Origin of the sequence: Providencia sp. PROV255 (assembly GCF_028478065.1) — a bacterium.
GTDB lineage: Bacteria > Pseudomonadota > Gammaproteobacteria > Enterobacterales > Enterobacteriaceae > Providencia > Providencia rettgeri.
This window is the reverse complement of sequence record NZ_JAMPMI010000006.1, coordinates 280,244-298,544: the sequence shown is the minus strand read 5'-3', so window position 1 is coordinate 298,544 and position 18,301 is coordinate 280,244. Positions and strand designations below refer to the sequence as shown.

The window sequence follows — 18,301 nt, the reverse complement described above, 5'->3', positions numbered from 1 at the left end:
AAGTATGTGACTAGGGTTAGCGAGCGCAGCTAACAACGCCACAGCTTGAAATATGACGCGTATTATTTGATGACGCCGCAGGCCATTCTAGCCCCACCACCGCCTAACGCTTCTGGATTATCAGAATAGTTATCACCACCCACATGCACCATCAATGCACGGTCTTGAACATCTTTGAGTGATTTTAAACGTGGTGCTAGTACCGCGTAATCAGCATTACCTTGGCTATCGGCAACTAGACCGGGTAAATCACCTAAATGCCCTGTGTTATCATAAGGGCCTTTGTGGACACCTGTTTTAGCGGGGTCTAAATGACCGCCTGCTTTTAATGCAGGTACCGATTTGCCATCTTTCTCTGCGGGTTCGCAACTTGGGTTCTCATGAATATGAAACCCATGAATGCCTGCTTGTAGGCCCGTTAATTTTGGTGTAAATAGTAATCCATATTCTGTTTCTGAGATAACAACTTCACCAATTGCTTTACCATCACCTGTTGGGGTCGCTTCTTTTAATACAACAGTAGATTGAGCAGCGTATGCTGTCCCCGCTGTCAATAATGCAGCCAGTAAACACATTTTTAACTTCATTTTGCCTCCGGTGGATAACTTTTATCTATCATTCCATCGACTTACCTAAAGACCTTAACAAGGTAAGAACTATTACTATCTATTGATAATTACAATGACTCTATCTTAAGTTAACACAAATTAGTTATCACTTTGGTGCTACATTTGAGTTTAGTTAAAAATTGGCGGTTATATCACAGTGAGCGATAAGAAATAAAGGAAATGACAGTATAACAGTGGGTTATTCACCGATAGGCATTGATATGAAATTGACAAGTTAATAAAAAAGCCAATCAAATTAAATGATTGGCTTTTTTGTTTGAATGCAAAAGGGAATTATTATTTCTCTTTCACTTCCCATTTACCATCAACGTAGAATGCACTCCACCCCGTCGCTTTACCATTTTTTTCTGAAGAAACATATTGCTGTTTCGTTTTACGACTAAAACGGACGACAGTTGGGTTACCTTCGCCATCTTCAGCTGGTGCTTCAGCCAAATAAGCCAGTTTTTCAGGTAAACGGTCTTTAAAGCGCTGTAATTCTGCAACTAATGGTGCACGCGTTTCTCGTGATTTTGGGAATGTGTTTGCCGCAAGGAAAACCCCAGCAGCACCATCACGTAACACAAAATACGCATCGGATTTTTCACATGGAAGTTCCGGTAATGGAACCGGGTCTTCTTTCGGTGGTGCGACTTCGCCACTTCGTAAGATTTTACGCGTATTTTTACACTCTTCGTTAGTACAACCCATGTACTTACCAAAACGCCCCATTTTCAGGTGCATTTCTGATCCACACTTGTCACATTCAATGACTGGGCCGTCATAACCCTTAATACGAAATTCGCCTTCTTCGATTTCATAACCTTCACATGCAGGGTTATTACCACATACATGTAATTTACGGCCATTATCAATCAAATAGCTGTCCATCGCGGTGCCACACTTTGGACAGCGACGTTTTGCTCTTAACGCATTAGTTTCCGCATCATCCCCTTCAAGCACATTCAAGACTTCGTCTTCAGGGATAAGGTTTATTGTTTTCTTACAACGTTCTTTTGGTGGTAGTGCGTAACCAGAACAACCTAAAAATACCCCGGTTGATGCAGTACGGATACCCATATGACGTTCACAATCAGGGCAAATGATTGAGGTGATCACCATTGGGTTAGTACGCATTCCCCCTTCCTCTGGTTCTTTTTCAGCAACATCTAGCTGCTTACTAAAGTCAGAGAAGAATTCATCTAATACGGCTTTCCACTCAGCATCATGGTTTGCAACATGGTCCAGTTGGTCTTCCATACGCGCAGTAAAATCGTAGTTCATCAGGTCGTTAAAGTTTTCCTCTAAACGATCCGTGACAATCTCACCCATTTTCTCTGCATAAAAACGACGATTTTCAACTTTGACATAACCTCTGTCTTGGATCGTCGAAATAATCGCTGCATACGTCGAAGGACGACCAATACCACGTTTTTCGAGCTCTTTAACTAAAGATGCTTCACTAAAGCGAGCTGGTGGCTTAGTAAAGTGCTGGCTAGGTAATAGCTCAATTAAAGATAACTCCGCACCAACTTGTATTGGTGGCAATGTTTTATCTTCATCATTTTTACGCAGTGCAGGCATGACTTTCGTCCAACCATCGAAACGTAAAGTACGCCCTTTGGCTTTTAGTTCAAAATCACCTGCTTTGACTGTCAAGGTTGTTGAATCATATTTTGCTGGCGTCATTTGACAGGCCACAAACTGATTCCAAATTAATTGATACAACCTTTTCGCATCGTTCTCCATGTCTTTTAGTGACTCAGGTAAAACATCGACACTAGAAGGACGAATGGCTTCGTGCGCCTCTTGCGAATTATCTTTACTGCTATAAACATTCGCATCTTTTGGCAGATATTTAGCGCCAAAATTATCATTAATATAGCCACGAACCATATCCAATGCATCTTGGCTCAAGTTTGTTGAGTCAGTACGCATATAAGTGATATACCCTGCTTCATAAAGACGCTGAGCCATCATCATGGTTTTTTTCACGCCAAAACCTAAACGAGTACTGGCGGCTTGTTGCAACGTTGACGTGATATACGGTGCGCTCGGCTTACTTGATGTCGGCCTATCTTCACGGTCAACAACCGCAAAACGGGCTTTTTCAAGTAGCTTAACTGCTGCCTCTGTTTGCGCTTTATTGACTGGTTTAAATGCCTTACCACCTTGTGAAGTGACTTCCATACGCAAGTTAGCGATATCTTTATCAGCTAAATCGGCATGCAGTTCCCAATATTCTTCAGGGACGAAAGCTTTAATTTCCCGTTCACGTTCAACAATGAGTTTCACTGCAACTGACTGAACACGGCCAGCCGATAAGCCACGAGCGACTTTTTTCCACAGCAACGGAGAAACCATATAACCCACAACTCGGTCCATAAAACGACGCGCTTGTTGTGCGTTAACTCTATCTATGTTTAATTCCCCAGGGCTATCAAATGCCTGAGTGATCGCATTTTTGGTGATCTCATTAAATACAACACGACTAAAACGAGAATCGTCTCCACCTATCACTTCGCGTAAATGCCACGCAATAGCTTCCCCTTCGCGGTCCAAGTCCGTTGCGAGGTAGATGTGTTCGGCATCCTCCGCCAATGATTTAAGTTCAGAAACCACTTTTTCTTTACCCGGTAGAATTTGATAATTCGCTTTCCAACCATGGTAAGGGTCGATCCCCATGCGCTTAACTAACGCATCACGCGGATCTTTTTTTACTTTCTTTGTTTTGTCGGTAGATGAGCCTGTACTCTTTTGTGAGCCGGTTTGTGAACCAGAGCCGCTTTTCGGCAGATCACGAATGTGGCCAACGCTGCTTTTTACAACGTAGCCACTGCCAAGATACTTATTAATCGTTTTGGCCTTTGCCGGGGACTCCACTATAACAAGAGCTTTACCCATATTTACCTTTACCTAAATATCAACAATGGCGCATTTCTACATTAAAATGCGCAAAATGAGAATCTCTTTTTTATATTGCGACACAATCACAATATATCAATATATTTTTAAACAATTATTTGTGTTGAAACAAAACTTATAAACTCAATCACGTTATTCTAAAAAGCACAAAGTGTCTTCTAGTTGACTGATTTTAACCACATAAAGATGTTTAGTCACAATTGAAAACCACACACTCTACCTGATAAAATGCTAGAAGCAACCAATTATTTTTTCAAGGAAGCCAAGTTATGCAAGATAATTTACCGTTCATCACAAAAAAAGAGTTACTTGAAAAAGCTAATGATATCATAAAGAAACATGATGATTATATTCATGGTATGTTTGTTGACACCGTTGAGCAGCATCGGGGTACATTGGTATTTAAAGGAGAATTCTTCTTAGATGAGAACAATATTCCTACTTTAAAAAGTACAGCTGCTTTTAATATGTACAAACATCTCGCTCATGTACTGTCAGAACAATACCAATTAAGTGATAATAACTAATTAACACGTTTGCTTTTTGTATAAAATTTACCGGCTTTAACGCCGGTAAATTAATAGTAGATTTAAAAACGCTTATTCGCTAGGCGAAATTTAAAATTACAAGAGTGGTTTTTGCCCGCGTTGCCACCAGCGCAATAATAAGTTATCCACGCTCTTTGCCGCGCTTCCCATAAACTTATCCATCATTTTTTTACTTAACACATAACGAATACTAACTATTTCCTTAGTATCAATTGCATTAATAATAAAATCATCACTTACGCCAATTTTATCCACAAGCCCTTTTTCAATTGCCTGCGAACCATACCAATATTCCCCTGTTGCAACTGCAGAAATATCTAAAGATGGGCGGTTTTGATGAACAAATTGTTTAAACAATTCATGCGTTGAATTTAAATCTTCAACAAATTTTTTACGGCCTTGTTCCGTGTTTTCACCTAACATGGTCAATGTACGCTTGTATTCACCTGCGGTATGAAGTTCAACGTCAACATCATGTTTTTTTAATAACCGATGAATATTCGGAATTTGAGCAACCACACCAATCGAACCAATAATGGCAAATGGTGCAGCAATAATTTTATCTGCAATGCATGCCATCATGTATCCGCCACTCGCCGCAACTTTATCAACCGCAATGGTAAGTGGGATATTTTTTTCTTTGATTCTTAATAATTGAGAAGCTGCTAAACCGTAACCATGAACCATTCCACCAGGGCTTTCAAGTCTTAACAAAACTTCATCTTGTTGATCGGCAACAGCAAGAATTGCACTGATCTCTTCACGTAAAGAGGCAACTTCGCGGGCATCCATGCTACCTTTAAAGTCTAAGACATATAAACAAGGTTTTTTAACCCCTGTTTGGCCTAATTTCGCCCCTGTTTTCTCACTTTTTGATTTCGCTTTTTGCTGCTTTTTAAATGCTTTCAACCACGCTTTATGTTCTGGTTCATTCATTTTAATTTGTTGCATTTGGCGTTGGCGCTCACGATAACTTTCACCTAAATCTGTGATTTTTAAAGCACCTTTAGCCCCTTGTCGGCGCATACCTACGCCAAACACAAAGACAGCTAGCAAAACCACCGCCACCAAAATAGTGACGACTTTTGCTAAAAATAGCCCATACAATGAGAAATACTCCACAATCTGATCCTTTTGATGTTTATCTTCAATTACAAAAATAATCTCACGATTACGTGCAAACAACCAGAAAAAAACAGAGTTAGCACACAAACTTCGTTAATAACTATGTTAGATTAGCCAATTATCACAATCAGTGCGATGATAACCGTACATGCTAATCACAATAGTAGGAAAGAATATGCTCCAATATCAACCTAGACAAGACCTATTGAAAGGTAAAACGATTCTTGTAACCGGTGCCGGTGATGGCATTGGCCGTGAAGCCGCTCTAACTTATGCGCGCTATGGTGCATCCCTTATCCTTGTTGGTAGAACACAGCATAAATTACAATCCGTTAGTGATGAAATAGCCGCTTTAGGTGGAAGTAAGCCACCTTGCTTTATATTAGACTTATTAACTGCAACAATTGATGACTGCTATACTCTAGCCTCGCAAGTTGCCGCAATAACACCTTATTTAGATGGCGTATTACACAATGCCGGAATACTTGGTGTGGTTGCCCCCATCACTGAGCAACCCAGCGACCTATGGCATGATGTTATGCAAATAAATGTTAATGCCACATTTATGCTAACTCAAGCATTGCTCCCTTTGTTACTCAAAGCACCTAATGCCTCATTAGTTTTCACCAGTTCGAGTGTAGGTAAGCAAGGTCGCGCCGGTTGGGGCGCCTATGCTGTATCAAAATTTGCCACCGAAGGTTTAATGCAAGTGCTAGCCGAAGAATATAAGCAGACTAATCTTCGTGTAAATTGTATTAACCCAGGCGGCACTCGAACCTCAATGCGAGCAAGTGCATTTCCTGATGAAAATCCGCTTAAATTAAAAACCCCTGCTGATATCATGCCTATTTATATCTATTTGATGGGCGATGATAGCCTGCGTAAAACGGGAAGTAGTTATGATGCTCAACCCGGACGTAAACCTGGTGCTGCGGAGTAAACACGATGTCTCAAAATCGACACGAAGAACGCCAACAACGTTTAAAAGAAAAAGTAGATGCACGTATTGAAGCCGCACAAATTGAACGAGGGATCGTTATTGTCTTTACTGGAAATGGGAAAGGCAAAACCACAGCCGCATTTGGAACTGTCTGCCGTACAGTAGGCCATGGTAAAAAAGCCGCTGTTGTTCAATTTATTAAAGGAGGTTGGGATAATGGCGAACGCGAACTACTAGAACCACAAGGCGTCCCCTTCTATGTTATGTCAACAGGGTTTACGTGGGAGACTCAAAATAAAGAGACCGATACCCTTGCTTGTATGGAAACTTGGCAGTACGCCAAGCAATTGTTAAGTGACCCACAGTACGATTTAGTCATTTTAGATGAGCTCACCTATATGGTGAGTTATCATTACCTCGAATTAGCAGAGGTGGTTCAAGCATTACAAAGCCGTCCTACCAATCAGTCTGTCGTGATCACGGGTAGAGGTTGCCACCGAGATTTGATCGAATTAGCCGATACAGTAACAGAAATGCGCCCAGTGAAACATGCATTTGATATTGGGATTAAAGCTCAAAAAGGGATTGATTGGTAACTAACCACTAAATAAAGTGCAATAATTCGATATTTATACAGTTGTGGTACTGTTAAAGTTAAAGGAGATACTCTAAATAACTTGTATGGTTCAATTGCTGCAAATGTGAATAATAACGCTGCTGCACGTAACGATGTTTACATTAAACTCAAAGCGACATTCAATAATTATTATGGGCAAATTACAGCCGCTAATAACCAAAAGCTTGATATTGGCACATTAGAAAACTACGCAGGAAAAGTGACTGCTGGGAAAACCTAACTATTTATTCCAAAAATCGGGTTAATAATCAGTATGGGGCTTTACGTTCGACTAATACCACTAAGATCACCAGCCCTATCGTCACGAGTGGAACGACAGGAAGCATCTCCGGTAATCGTGTGATTATTGATGCTGTTGTGACTAACTAAAATATCCTACGCTTAAAAAAGGCGGTCATTTCTAAATGACCGCCTTTTTATTATGGCTAATTACAGAATTAATATTCTGAATTAATCACCACCTCTTCACCAAAACGCCCTGCTTTTGGTAATGGTTGATAAGACGAATTAGCTGCACGTAAAATACGGACACCACGAATACCTAACTCATGAGCTGCCGCGATATCTGCATCAGCATCACCATAATAGATGGTTAATTTGTGATCGCGCATCCAGCTCACCTTATTATTTTGCCCTGGCTCATCGCCTGCAAAAATGACAGGTTGCATTTTATCTGCAGGTATTGCTAAACCTTCTTGAACGTATTTAGTCACCGTTTCTGTTTTTGTTTTCGTACGGCCTGTGATGAAATAGACAGTATCACGGCGATCTAAGTGCATTTTGACTAAATCAATACCCACTTGTTTTGGCATACTGAATTTGTCCCACTCATTATTCATTTTTTCCCAAAATTGTTGGTTTTTGAGATAGCTAAAGTCGTTAGGAGAGAACTCTAATTTACCACGGTAAAAACCTGGACTCGAAAATAACACCGTATCATCGATATCAAACCCAACAGCCATTGGCGCTTTGCCTTCTAGGCTTTGTTTAATTTGTTCGATGGAAACCCAATGAATAGGCTGTTGTTGAGCTAGTTCAACAACGGTAACCCCAGGGCTTACGGTTTCTGGCATTGGAATTTTTGCTTGAGACGTTGCTGTAAAACTTAATGCCAATGCAATCGCACTCAAAGTCAGTGTTATTTTTTTCATGTTTTGTCCTTATTCAGGTTTATCCACTTAAACCATTCTTTATTTATCTGGATAAACTGGGTAAGTAATAGGTTTATCTGTAAATTTGTCTTTATTATCAGTAGTAACCCAATATTTTGTGAGGAATATCCCACAAGAAGGGTCATACTAAGACTTTTAATTACATTAAAATGAGACGGATATCTCATAAATATCATCTCTTACTGATAGCTTTCATAATAATGTGAACTAGAACATTAGATCAAAAAAAGCTGAGGGTGGAGCCTCAGCTTTTTTAATATTCGAGAATTGCAATTAATCTAGATGCGAGTACGACGTTTCGCCGTTGGTCTTGAAGATTGACGTTTTGATGCAGGACGTGATGCAACTTGCGTATGGCGTTTTACTGCACGGCGAATTTGGTTCGCTTTAATACGACGTTGGTCACGCTCAACGGCAACTTTGCTTTCAGTTTCTACCGGCAATTCCACCAGCTCGCGGAGATAATTGGTTTGTTCTAAACCCAGTTCCGTCCATCCTCCACGTGGTAAACCTTTCGGTAAATCAATATCACCATAACGCACTCGGATTAAACGGCTCACTTGAACACCAACCGATTCCCAAAGGCGACGGACCTCGCGGTTACGCCCTTCAGTTAAAGTGACGTTAAACCATTGATTCATCCCTTCTCCGCCACGGTAAGAAACCGTTTTAAAAGAAGCAGGACCATCTTCCAACTGTACGCCTTGTGTTAATTGACGAACTTTTGCTTCATTGATTTCACCAAACACACGTACAGCATATTCACGCTCAACTTCACGGCTCGGGTGCATTAAACGATTAGCTAGCTCACCATCAGTCGTAAATAACAATAAACCACTGGTGTTAACATCTAAGCGGCCAACAGCAATCCACCGTGCTCCCGTTAAGCGAGGTAAACGGTTAAAGACAGTTGGGCGCCCTTCTGGATCATGGCGTGTACATAATTCACCTTCTGGCTTGTAATAAGCCATTACACGGCAAATTTCTTTTTCAGGTTCTTTGATAGCTAATAAACGACCATCTAAACGAATTTTTGTTGCTGGTGTGACTTCAACACGGTCTCCAAGTGTCGCAATTTTGCCATCAACACTAATACGACCCGCTTGCAGGAATGTTTCGATTTCTCGACGAGAACCATGTCCTGAACGAGCAAGGATTTTCTGTAATTTTTCAGTTTTTTGCGGTTTTACGCTCATGTAACCCTCTGCTGTCGCCTTCACAGGCGTCAAATATCTTTTTGGCGCGTCATCTTGTGACCGTACCAAAAAGTAATGAATTTGAAAACCCGCGCATTATACACAGGTTTGTCCTGAACCCCTATAACTTATCTGAATATCGCACTTTCAATACGATTTTATTTAATTCCGTGCTAAATCTTAGGCTTTTAGGTATTTGTATTTATTCAAAAGGCGTTGGGTCCCCTGTTCCGACGCGTGCCACAACAGGTGTATCATCAGTAAAGTCAATCACAGTTGTTGGTTTTTGCCCGATATAACCACCGTGTATAACTAAATCGACTTGTTTATCAAGTAAATCGCGAATTTCTTCAGGATCTGATTGCGTGAAATCATCGCCAGGCATAATCAAACTGGTTGACATCAAAGGTTCACCAACAGCTTCGAGTAAATCTCGAGCAATCGGGTTTGATGGCACTCGTAAGCCAATGGTTTTACGTTTTTCATTCATTAAACGCCGTGGAACTTCTTTCGTTGCCCGTAAAATAAAGGTGTAATTACCTGGCGTATTATTTTTAATTAAACGGAAAACGGTGTTATCAACATGTGCGTAATTCGATAGCTCAGAGAGATCTCGACACATTAAAGTGAAATTATGGTTAGCATCAAGCTGACGGATACGACAAATACGTTGCAAAGCATCTTTTTCTTCTAAACGGCATCCAATGGCGTATCCTGAATCCGTAGGGTAAACAATGACACCGCCTTTATTTAGAATTTCAACACTCTGGCTAATCAGCCTTGCTTGAGGATTATCCGGATGGACATAAAAAAACTGGCTCATACATACCTCTAATTTTTGGGTATCGACAGCATCACCCGGCAAAAACACCTATAAATGCTACTATCTCTTAATTCCATGAGATGACCTACTCAGAAATAAATCATCACTTATAATAATTATTTTACACCGCATTATTAATACATCAATTAATTAGCTGCTTTTTACCGCATTCCAAAGCGTCCAGACTGCATTATCATCATTAGGTAACCATAAATTTCGGCCAAGCTCTATCCAAGAACATGGCCGATGAAAATCTGAACCCACCGATGTGTATAAATTTGCATTATTGGCTAATTCCGCTAAATACTGCTTTTCATGTGGCGGCTGCTGGCAATGAGAAACTTCCATGGCATCACCTCCACACTGTTTAAAATACGCAACCAACCGTTTTAACCATTTATTGGATAATTGATATTTCGCAGGATGAGCTAATACTGCAATACCACCGGCCGCATGAATTGCGTCGATAGAGTCTTGAATTGAGCACCACTTCGCAGGAACGTAACCTATTTTTCCTTTTGATAAATAACGCTTAAATACGTTATTAATGGTTTTTTCTTTACCTATTTTCACAATATACTGTGCAAAATGAGCCCGCGTTACCTGCCCACCACCAGAAATATGTTGCGCATTTTCCCATGCGTCATCAATCCCTGCTTTTTGTAATCGCCTGCCCATCTCAATACCACGCTCGAAGCGACGTTCAGATTGTGCTTTCAACAATTGAGCCATAGCGGGGTGTGAAGTCGAAAAATTTAACCCCACAATATGTATTTCAATGTTTTCCCACAGTGTCGAAATTTCAACACCATTGACTAACTCAATTGGCCTTTCATTTTCAGTAAGATAGCGACGAGCCTCAAATACACCTTCACAGGTATCATGATCTGTGATCGCTAAAATATTAACCCCTTTTTCAATCGCACGTTCGATTAACTCTGCTGGAGTAAGGTCACCATCCGAAGCATTCGTATGGCTATGTAAGTCGTAGCGAGTCACTAATGGCGGCGAAGCAGTCGACAGATTGATATCTTCTCTAATTTCCATGTACAACTATATTTCCTAATAAAGTAACAAAGTTCTTGACATAAACAATACGATCCAGTTAACTAGTACACAAGATGGCTAAGGCTAAAAATCATCAGTTTATCCAGTGAGGCATACAATGAATTTATTTAACTTATCAAATCGTTGGTGGCGTGACTTCCCAAATTGGGCGGAAGCCGCACACGCATAGTTATTGTATGTCTCAGTGCCAAACCCGCCCTTCATCGGCGGGTTTTTTTATGTCAAAAATTAGCGTAAGGCAACATAATGAACGAACAAAACACCACATTAGCACATTTTAAGTATCTGGATAGCCCAATTAATTATCAGCCTGACCCTACATTATTATTTAATCATCTGTGCCATCAAGTTCCATCGACAATGTTGTTGGAGTCTGCTGAAATTAATAATAAGGCCAACTTACAAAGCTTACTGGTTGTCAACAGCGCGCTACGTATTCGTGCTTTTGGCCAACAAGTTGAAATAGAAGCATTGACGCCAAATGGTCAAGCCTTATTACCAAAGCTGTTAGCACAATTAACCCATTTAATCACACATCATAGCATGCAAGAAAATAGGTTAACGGTAACGTTTAGCCAACCTGCAAAGGATTTAGACGAAGATAGTCGCCTGAAGGCAGCATCTTGTTTAGACGTTTTACGTGCTCTGCCCGTTCTCGCGCAAGCCTATTCAACAAAACCTGAAAACCTGTTTGTTGGTGGTTTGTTTGCATACGATTTAGTCGCCAGTTTTGAAGATTTACCCAAGGTGAATACCGTTAATCACTGCCCTGACTATTGTTTTTTTGTTGCTGAGCATTATTTAGTGATTGACCACCAAAATCAGGCTGCTCGACTCAAAAGTTGCCTATTTACGCAAAATGAGCAAGATGTCGAAACGGTTACACAACGCCACGCACAAATTATCGCTTCGTGCCGTGCGTTCTTACCCGCACTTCCTTTAGCAACAGCACCTGATTTTGCGGTCTCGATAAACAAAAATGACCAACAATACGGGGAAATTGTCACCTCATTAAAAGAAGCCATATACCGTGGTGATATTTTTCAGGTTGTGCCTTCTCGTAAATTTACGATGCCATGCTCACATCCCTTAATTGCATATCAAAAACTCAAAGCACAAAACCCAAGCCCTTATATGTTCTACATGCAAGATGAAGCATTCACACTCTTTGGGGCTTCACCTGAAAGCGCACTCAAATATGCAACAGCAAATCGCAAAGTGGAAATTTATCCTATCGCAGGAACCCGCCCTCGTGGGCGTAACGCGCAGGGTGAATTAGACCTCGACTTAGACAGCCGAATTGAACTTTCCATGCGCTCAGATGAAAAAGAACTCGCTGAACACATCATGTTAGTTGACTTAGCTCGCAACGATTTAGCCCGTATTTGTGAAGCCGGTAGCCGTTACGTCGCCAACCTAACTAAGGTTGACCGTTACTCTTTCGTGATGCACTTAGTTTCTCATGTTGTGGGAACATTGCGCCAAGATTTAGATGTTTTTCATGCATACCAAGCTTGCATGAATATGGGGACTTTAACGGGTGCACCAAAGGTAAAAGCCATGCAACTGATTGCTCAATATGAGCAAGAACGCCGAGGGTCATACGGAGGAGCTGTAGGATATTTTCAAGGAAATGGTGATTTTGATACCTGTATCGTTATTCGCTCTGCGTACGTAGAAAATGGTATTGCCACTGTGCAAGCGGGAGGTGGTGTCGTTCTAGATTCCGTACCTCAAGCTGAAGCCGATGAAACCCGTAATAAGGCACGTGCAGTGATCCGTGCAATTGCCCAAGCACATCAAGTTAAGGAGTTATTCTAATGGCGAACATTTTACTGCTCGATAACGTTGACTCCTTTACTTATAACCTAGTAGACCAACTGCGCACAGGTGGCCATAACGTGGTTATTTATCGCAATACAGTCAATGTAGAACATATTTTATCTGTATTAAATCAAATGATTTCACCGATACTAGTCTTATCACCCGGCCCTGGTAAACCGAGTGAAGCAGGTTCAATGCCAGAAGTATTAATGCGAGTAAAAGGCAAAATTCCTGTTATTGGTATTTGCTTAGGTCACCAAGCCATCGTTGAAGCTTATGGCGGAACGGTTTCAGCCGCAGGTGAAATTTTGCATGGTAAATCTTCGATTGCCACACATGATGGTTTAGCTATGTTTAATCATCTTGAAAACCCAATATCAGTGGCGCGTTACCACTCTCTTGTTGGTAGCCAAATTCCGGAAAGCTTAACCATTTGTGCCCATTCAAATGGCATGGTCATGGCTGTACGTAATGATAGCGATAGAGTTTGTGGATTCCAATTTCATCCCGAATCCATTTTAACAACGCAAGGTAAACAGTTGCTAGAAAACACTGTGGCATGGGCTCTTTCTACTCCCAATGCAACCGAACCTACTCATTCGCACTAACGGAATACTAAAGAGCCAATTATGCAAAATATTTATGATAAGTTATTTAAAGCGCAACCACTGACTCAACAAGAAAGCCAGTACTTGTTTAATGCTATTATTCAAGGCGAATTAACAGAACCTCAATTAGCTGCTGTGTTAATCAGTATGAAAATGCGAGGTGAACAACCGCAAGAAATTGCTGGAGCCGCGTTAGCTTGTTTAGAGAATGCACAGCCATTTCCCCGCCCTGACTACCCATTCAGCGACATCGTTGGCACTGGGGGAGATGGCGCAAATAGTATCAATATTTCCACAGCAAGCGCATTCGTTGCTGCTGAATGTGGGATTAAAGTGGCGAAACACGGTAATCGAAGTGTTTCGAGCCGTTCAGGTTCTTCGGATTTACTTGCCGCCTTTGGTATCGCCTTAGACCTCAGTGCGCAAAGTGCTCGTGACGCATTAGATGAGCTTGGTGTTTGTTTTTTATTCGCACCACAATACCACAGTGGGTTCCGTCATGCTGCCCCTGTGCGTACTCAACTAAAAACTCGAACGTTATTTAATGTATTGGGGCCATTAATTAATCCAGCTCGCCCACCGATTGCCCTTATCGGTGTGTACCAAGGATCATTGGTAAAACCTGTGTCTGAAACACTACAGATGCTTGGTTTTACCCGTGCAGCTGTGGTACACAGTGGAGGGATGGATGAAGTTTCATTACATGCAGTCACTCAAGTCGCTGAATTAAAAGATGGCAAAGTACAACATTATCAATTAACTGCTGATGATTTTGGGCTAGCACCATATCAATTACGCGACTTAGAAGGCGGTACACCTGATGAAAACCGCGTATTGCTTAGTGATTTACTTCAAGGCCATGGCCAAGCGGCTCACGAAGCGGCTGTAGCGGCCAATGTTGCCATGCTGATGCGTATTAATGGCCATGAAGATTTAAAACAAAACAGCGAACACGCACTTGCAATTATTCGTAGCGGTAAAGCATTTGACCGCGTTACAGCTCTCGCGGCAAGGAACCAATAAAATGAAAGCGACAGTCTTACAAAAAATTGTTGATGATAAAGTTGACTATTTAATTGAACGCAAAGCCAAGCAGCCGTTAGAAAGCTTTATTGCTGAAGTTCAGCCTAGCCAGCGTAGTTTCTATAACGCACTAAGCGCTAAACGCCCTGTTTTTATTTTAGAGTGCAAAAAAGCGTCTCCTTCAAAGGGTTTGATCCGTGCTGATTTCGACCCTGCGATGATAGCCAAGACATATGCACCTTATGCGAGTGCGATTTCCGTTCTCACCGATGAAAAATATTTTCAAGGCAATATGGATTACTTAACGATTGTCAGTAATACCGTAAAGCAACCCGTATTATGCAAAGATTTTATCATTGACCCATACCAAATCTATCTTGCACGTTACTACCAAGCAGATGCCATTTTACTGATGTTATCTGTCTTAAATGATGATGAATATATCGCATTGGCTGAAGTTGCTCATCAACTGAGTATGGGGATATTAACGGAAGTCAGTAATGAAGAAGAATTAGAGCGAGCAATTCGGTTAAAAGCCAAAGTGGTTGGCATCAATAACCGGGATTTACGCGACCTTTCTATTGATTTAAATCGGACTCGTGAGCTCGCGCCTCGCTTAGCAAAAGAAACGATAGTGATCAGTGAGTCAGGCATTCATCAACACCAACATATTCAGTCACTGAGACAGTTTGCAAATGGTTTTTTAATTGGTAGCGCACTAATGGAGCAAGCTGACTTAGATAAAGCCATTCGAAACCTGCTAGTTGGGGAACATAAAGTCTGTGGTTTAACCCGCGAACAAGATGCAAAAGCCGCATTTAAAGCAGGAGCACACTACGGTGGATTAATTTTTGCTGAAACCTCCCCGAGAAAAGTGACGTTGTCACAGGCGCAAACTATCATCCATGCTGCGCCGTTAAAATATGTCGGTGTTTTCCGTAATCAGTCCGCCGATTTTGTTGCCCATATTGCCAAACAGCTTGCGTTATCTGCGGTGCAACTACATGGTGAAGAAGACTCTGCTTATATCAATACGTTAAAAACATTTTTACCAAACTACTGTGAAGTTTGGAAAGCGCTTGATATGTCAAGAACAACTTTAAATGACTATGACACACAAGACATTGATGTGTTACTACTGGATAACGGACAAGGTGGCACTGGTAAAACCTTCAATTGGTCAGAAATCCCTTCATCTGCAACACAAAAAATAATGATTGCGGGGGGACTTACACCAGATAACTGCCTAGATGCTGCAAAGTTACTGTGCAACGGATTAGACTTTAATTCAGGGGTTGAAATTGAACCTGGTATAAAAAGTGAACAAAAAATAAATTTGGTGTTGTCAGCGTTGTTAGCCGAATCAACGGCTCACTAATACACAACGAAAAGATAAAACTCCAACACCAATTAATGTAACTGTTAAAATGGACAATAAATCATGAGTAAATTAGATCCGTATTTTGGCGAGTTTGGTGGGCAATATGTCCCAGAAATTCTGATCCCAGCATTAAATCAATTAGAAGACGCGTTTATCGACGCACAGAATGATGCTGAGTTTATTCGTGAATTTCACGACTTACTAAAGAATTATGCAGGTCGCCCTACTGCACTAACATTATGTAAAAACTTAACTGCCGGTACGAAAACAAAACTCTATTTAAAACGCGAAGATTTACTGCACGGCGGCGCCCATAAAACCAACCAAGTATTAGGCCAAGCGCTACTGGCTAAGCGAATGGGAAAAAACGAAATTATTGCAGAAACCGGTGCTGGGCAACATGGAGTTGCAACCGCACTGGCTTGTGCATTATTGAATATGAAATGCCGTATCTACATGGGCGCTAAAGATGTTGAACGCCAGTCTCCCAATGTATTTCGTATGAAATTAATGGGTGCTGAAGTTATATCTGTTCATAGCGGTTCGGCAACCTTGAAAGATGCGTGTAATGAAGCATTAAGGGACTGGTCTGGCAGCTATGATAAAGCTCATTATTTATTAGGAACTGCGGCGGGTCCACACCCTTACCCAACAATTGTACGTGAATTCCAACGTATGATTGGTGATGAAGCAAAACAACAAATTCTTGAAAAAGAAGGCCGTTTACCCGATGCTGTCGTTGCCTGTATTGGTGGTGGTTCAAATGCAATCGGTTTATTTGCCTCTTTTATTCCAGAAGAACATGTGAAACTAATTGGTGTTGAACCTGCTGGATTAGGTATTGAATCAGGCCAACATGGTGCGCCATTAAAACATGGTCGTGTTGGGATTTATTTCGGTATGAAATCACCGATGATGCAAACTAGTGAAGGTCAAATTGAAGAGTCATATTCCATCTCTGCAGGATTAGATTTTCCTTCTGTTGGGCCTCAACATGCTCATTTAAATAGTATTGGTCGCGCAGAATATGTTTCGATTACCGATGATGAAGCCCTGAATGCTTTTAAATTATTATCACGTAAAGAAGGAATAATTCCAGCATTAGAATCTTCTCATGCCCTCGCTTATGCATTAAAAATGGCAGAGCAAGAACCCAATAAAGAACAATTATTAATCGTCAATTTGTCTGGCCGTGGTGATAAAGATATTTTTACAGTGCATGATATTTTAGCCAGCAGAGGAGAAATTTAATGGAACGTTATACCCAACTTTTTAAACGTTTAACTCACGATAACCAAGGGGCATTTGTTCCATTTGTCACTTTAGGTGACCCTGATGCTGAATTATCATTAAACATTGTTGATGCTTTGATTGCTGGTGGCGCTGATGCATTAGAGATTGGTATTCCATTTTCTGATCCATTGGCGGATGGCCCAACCATCCAAAATGCAAATTTACGCGCATTTCAAAGTGAAATCACCCCGACTATTTGTTTCGAGTTACTAAGTCGTATTAGAGAAAAACACCCTACTATTCCGATTGGCTTATTAGTGTATGCAAATTTAGTTTTTACCAATGGTATTGAAAATTTTTATATTCGCTGCGAAAAAGCAGGTGTTGATTCCGTATTAGTTGCAGATGTCCCGATGTCCGAATCACAACCATTTCGTGAAGCTGCATTGGCACGCAACATTGCTCCTATTTTTATTTGCCCACCCAATGCCAATGATGAATTACTGCAACAAATTGGGAAATATAGCCAAGGTTATACTTATTTGTTATCACGTGCAGGCGTAACAGGCACAGAAAAACGCGCTGAAACGCCATTAGCTCATTTATTGAGCCAATTAAATCAGTATAACGCGGCTCCTGCCCTACAAGGTTTTGGGATATCTGAACCTGAACAAGTCAAAGAAGCGATTAAAAATGGTGCAGCAGGTGCAATTTCTGGTTCAGCCATGGTTAAAATCATCGAAAACAACTTAAATTGCCCTGATGTTATGCTTACATCATTAACTGAGTTTGTTGCAAAAATGAAAGCAGCAACACAGAAATAGGCTAAACAATAAATAGTAATCAAGTCATACTTAAGTTTATTGGCTTGATTACTTAAATCATATAATTAAATTTTGTCTGGGCGATTTTCAATCCTTTTAACGTTATTTTTAGAAATATTATTTAAATATATTCAGTATTTTTCAGTTTTAAAACTCTCAAATAGTCCAAAAAAACCAATCATAATATTTACTAATATAAACCACCAATATTAAAATCAACAGATACGTGTTATTACACTAGTACTTTCTCTTAATATATCTGTAGCAGAGTAAGTGTTACTATTTGATTAAATTAGCATTTTACGCACTAGATATATAAAACACTATTTATAGTATAATATGGGAGTATTACTCTCCCCATATTTT

Annotated in this window: 15 protein-coding genes, 1 pseudogene and 1 other annotated feature; of the genes and pseudogenes, 9 read left to right on the top strand and 7 right to left on the bottom strand. The window is 40.7% G+C overall.

What is annotated here, in order from left to right:
- Positions 1-62: 62 nt before the first annotated feature.
- Positions 63-587 carry a superoxide dismutase family protein gene (gene sodC / locus PR725_RS06765; RefSeq protein WP_042851597.1) on the bottom strand — a complete coding sequence of 175 codons (525 nt, stop codon included), beginning with the start codon at positions 585-587 and terminating at the stop codon, positions 63-65.
- A gap of 318 nt (positions 588-905) precedes the next feature.
- Complete coding sequence (topA, locus tag PR725_RS06760; RefSeq protein ID WP_004911045.1) at positions 906-3,512, bottom strand: type I DNA topoisomerase; 2,607 nt, start codon at positions 3,510-3,512, stop codon at positions 906-908.
- A 290-nt stretch (positions 3,513-3,802) separates the two neighbouring features.
- Between topA and PR725_RS06755 the strand changes: the two genes are divergently transcribed.
- Positions 3,803-4,060: a DUF2498 family protein gene (locus PR725_RS06755; RefSeq protein WP_094960535.1), complete on the top strand. Its 258-nt coding sequence runs from the start codon at positions 3,803-3,805 to the stop codon at positions 4,058-4,060.
- Between the two features lie 96 nt (positions 4,061-4,156).
- Here PR725_RS06755 and sohB read toward each other — a convergent pair whose 3' ends face one another.
- Positions 4,157-5,203 carry a protease SohB gene (gene sohB / locus PR725_RS06750; protein ID WP_109912272.1) on the bottom strand — a complete coding sequence of 349 codons (1,047 nt, stop codon included), beginning with the start codon at positions 5,201-5,203 and terminating at the stop codon, positions 4,157-4,159.
- A 178-nt stretch (positions 5,204-5,381) separates the two neighbouring features.
- Here sohB and PR725_RS06745 point away from each other — a divergent pair, with 178 nt between their 5' ends.
- From PR725_RS06745 to PR725_RS06735, 3 genes are all read left to right on the top strand, one after another.
- Positions 5,382-6,146 carry a YciK family oxidoreductase gene (locus tag PR725_RS06745; RefSeq protein ID WP_109912273.1) on the top strand — a complete coding sequence of 255 codons (765 nt, stop codon included), beginning with the start codon at positions 5,382-5,384 and terminating at the stop codon, positions 6,144-6,146.
- Positions 6,147-6,151: 5 nt separating this feature from the next.
- Entirely contained in the window at positions 6,152-6,742 is a 591-nt protein-coding gene (cobO, locus tag PR725_RS06740) for a cob(I)yrinic acid a,c-diamide adenosyltransferase (RefSeq protein ID WP_004911054.1), read from the top strand.
- A gap of 81 nt (positions 6,743-6,823) precedes the next feature.
- Complete coding sequence (locus tag PR725_RS06735; protein ID WP_272568227.1) at positions 6,824-7,003, top strand: hypothetical protein; 180 nt, start codon at positions 6,824-6,826, stop codon at positions 7,001-7,003.
- 217 nt (positions 7,004-7,220) lie between these two features.
- On the opposite strand, the gene aphA is transcribed toward PR725_RS06735, so the two are convergent.
- From aphA to rnm, 4 genes are all read right to left on the bottom strand, one after another.
- Positions 7,221-7,934, bottom strand: a complete 714-nt coding sequence (aphA, locus tag PR725_RS06730; RefSeq protein WP_272568225.1) for an acid phosphatase AphA — start codon at positions 7,932-7,934, stop codon at positions 7,221-7,223.
- A gap of 299 nt (positions 7,935-8,233) precedes the next feature.
- Positions 8,234-9,151, bottom strand: a complete 918-nt coding sequence (gene rluB / locus PR725_RS06725; protein ID WP_196723555.1) for a 23S rRNA pseudouridine(2605) synthase RluB — start codon at positions 9,149-9,151, stop codon at positions 8,234-8,236.
- A gap of 202 nt (positions 9,152-9,353) precedes the next feature.
- On the bottom strand, positions 9,354-9,974 hold the full coding sequence (locus PR725_RS06720) for an L-threonylcarbamoyladenylate synthase (protein WP_004911068.1): 621 nt from the start codon (positions 9,972-9,974) through the stop codon (positions 9,354-9,356).
- Between the two features lie 150 nt (positions 9,975-10,124).
- Positions 10,125-11,021 (bottom strand): RNase RNM, encoded by an 897-nt coding sequence (gene rnm, locus PR725_RS06715; protein ID WP_004911072.1) that lies wholly within the window; start codon positions 11,019-11,021, stop codon positions 10,125-10,127.
- Positions 11,022-11,160: 139 nt separating this feature from the next.
- Positions 11,161-11,262 (top strand) — a sequence feature (Trp leader region).
- Between the two features lie 26 nt (positions 11,263-11,288).
- On the opposite strand from rnm, the gene PR725_RS06710 reads away from it, so the two are divergent.
- From PR725_RS06710 to trpA, 5 genes and pseudogenes are all read left to right on the top strand, one after another.
- Complete coding sequence (locus PR725_RS06710) at positions 11,289-12,863, top strand: anthranilate synthase component 1 (protein WP_109912275.1); 1,575 nt, start codon at positions 11,289-11,291, stop codon at positions 12,861-12,863.
- Positions 12,863-14,497, top strand: a pseudogene (gene trpD, locus PR725_RS06705) (bifunctional anthranilate synthase glutamate amidotransferase component TrpG/anthranilate phosphoribosyltransferase TrpD). The gene PR725_RS06710 and the pseudogene trpD overlap by 1 nt, the downstream one beginning before the upstream one ends.
- A 1-nt stretch (position 14,498) precedes the next feature.
- Positions 14,499-15,875: a bifunctional indole-3-glycerol-phosphate synthase TrpC/phosphoribosylanthranilate isomerase TrpF gene (gene trpCF, locus PR725_RS06700; RefSeq protein WP_110731955.1), complete on the top strand. Its 1,377-nt coding sequence runs from the start codon at positions 14,499-14,501 to the stop codon at positions 15,873-15,875.
- 63 nt (positions 15,876-15,938) lie between these two features.
- Positions 15,939-17,129: a tryptophan synthase subunit beta gene (gene trpB, locus PR725_RS06695; protein ID WP_109912279.1), complete on the top strand. Its 1,191-nt coding sequence runs from the start codon at positions 15,939-15,941 to the stop codon at positions 17,127-17,129.
- Entirely contained in the window at positions 17,129-17,935 is an 807-nt protein-coding gene (trpA, locus tag PR725_RS06690) for a tryptophan synthase subunit alpha (protein WP_272568216.1), read from the top strand. Before trpB ends, trpA begins: the two co-directional genes overlap by 1 nt.
- Positions 17,936-18,301 lie beyond the last annotated feature (366 nt).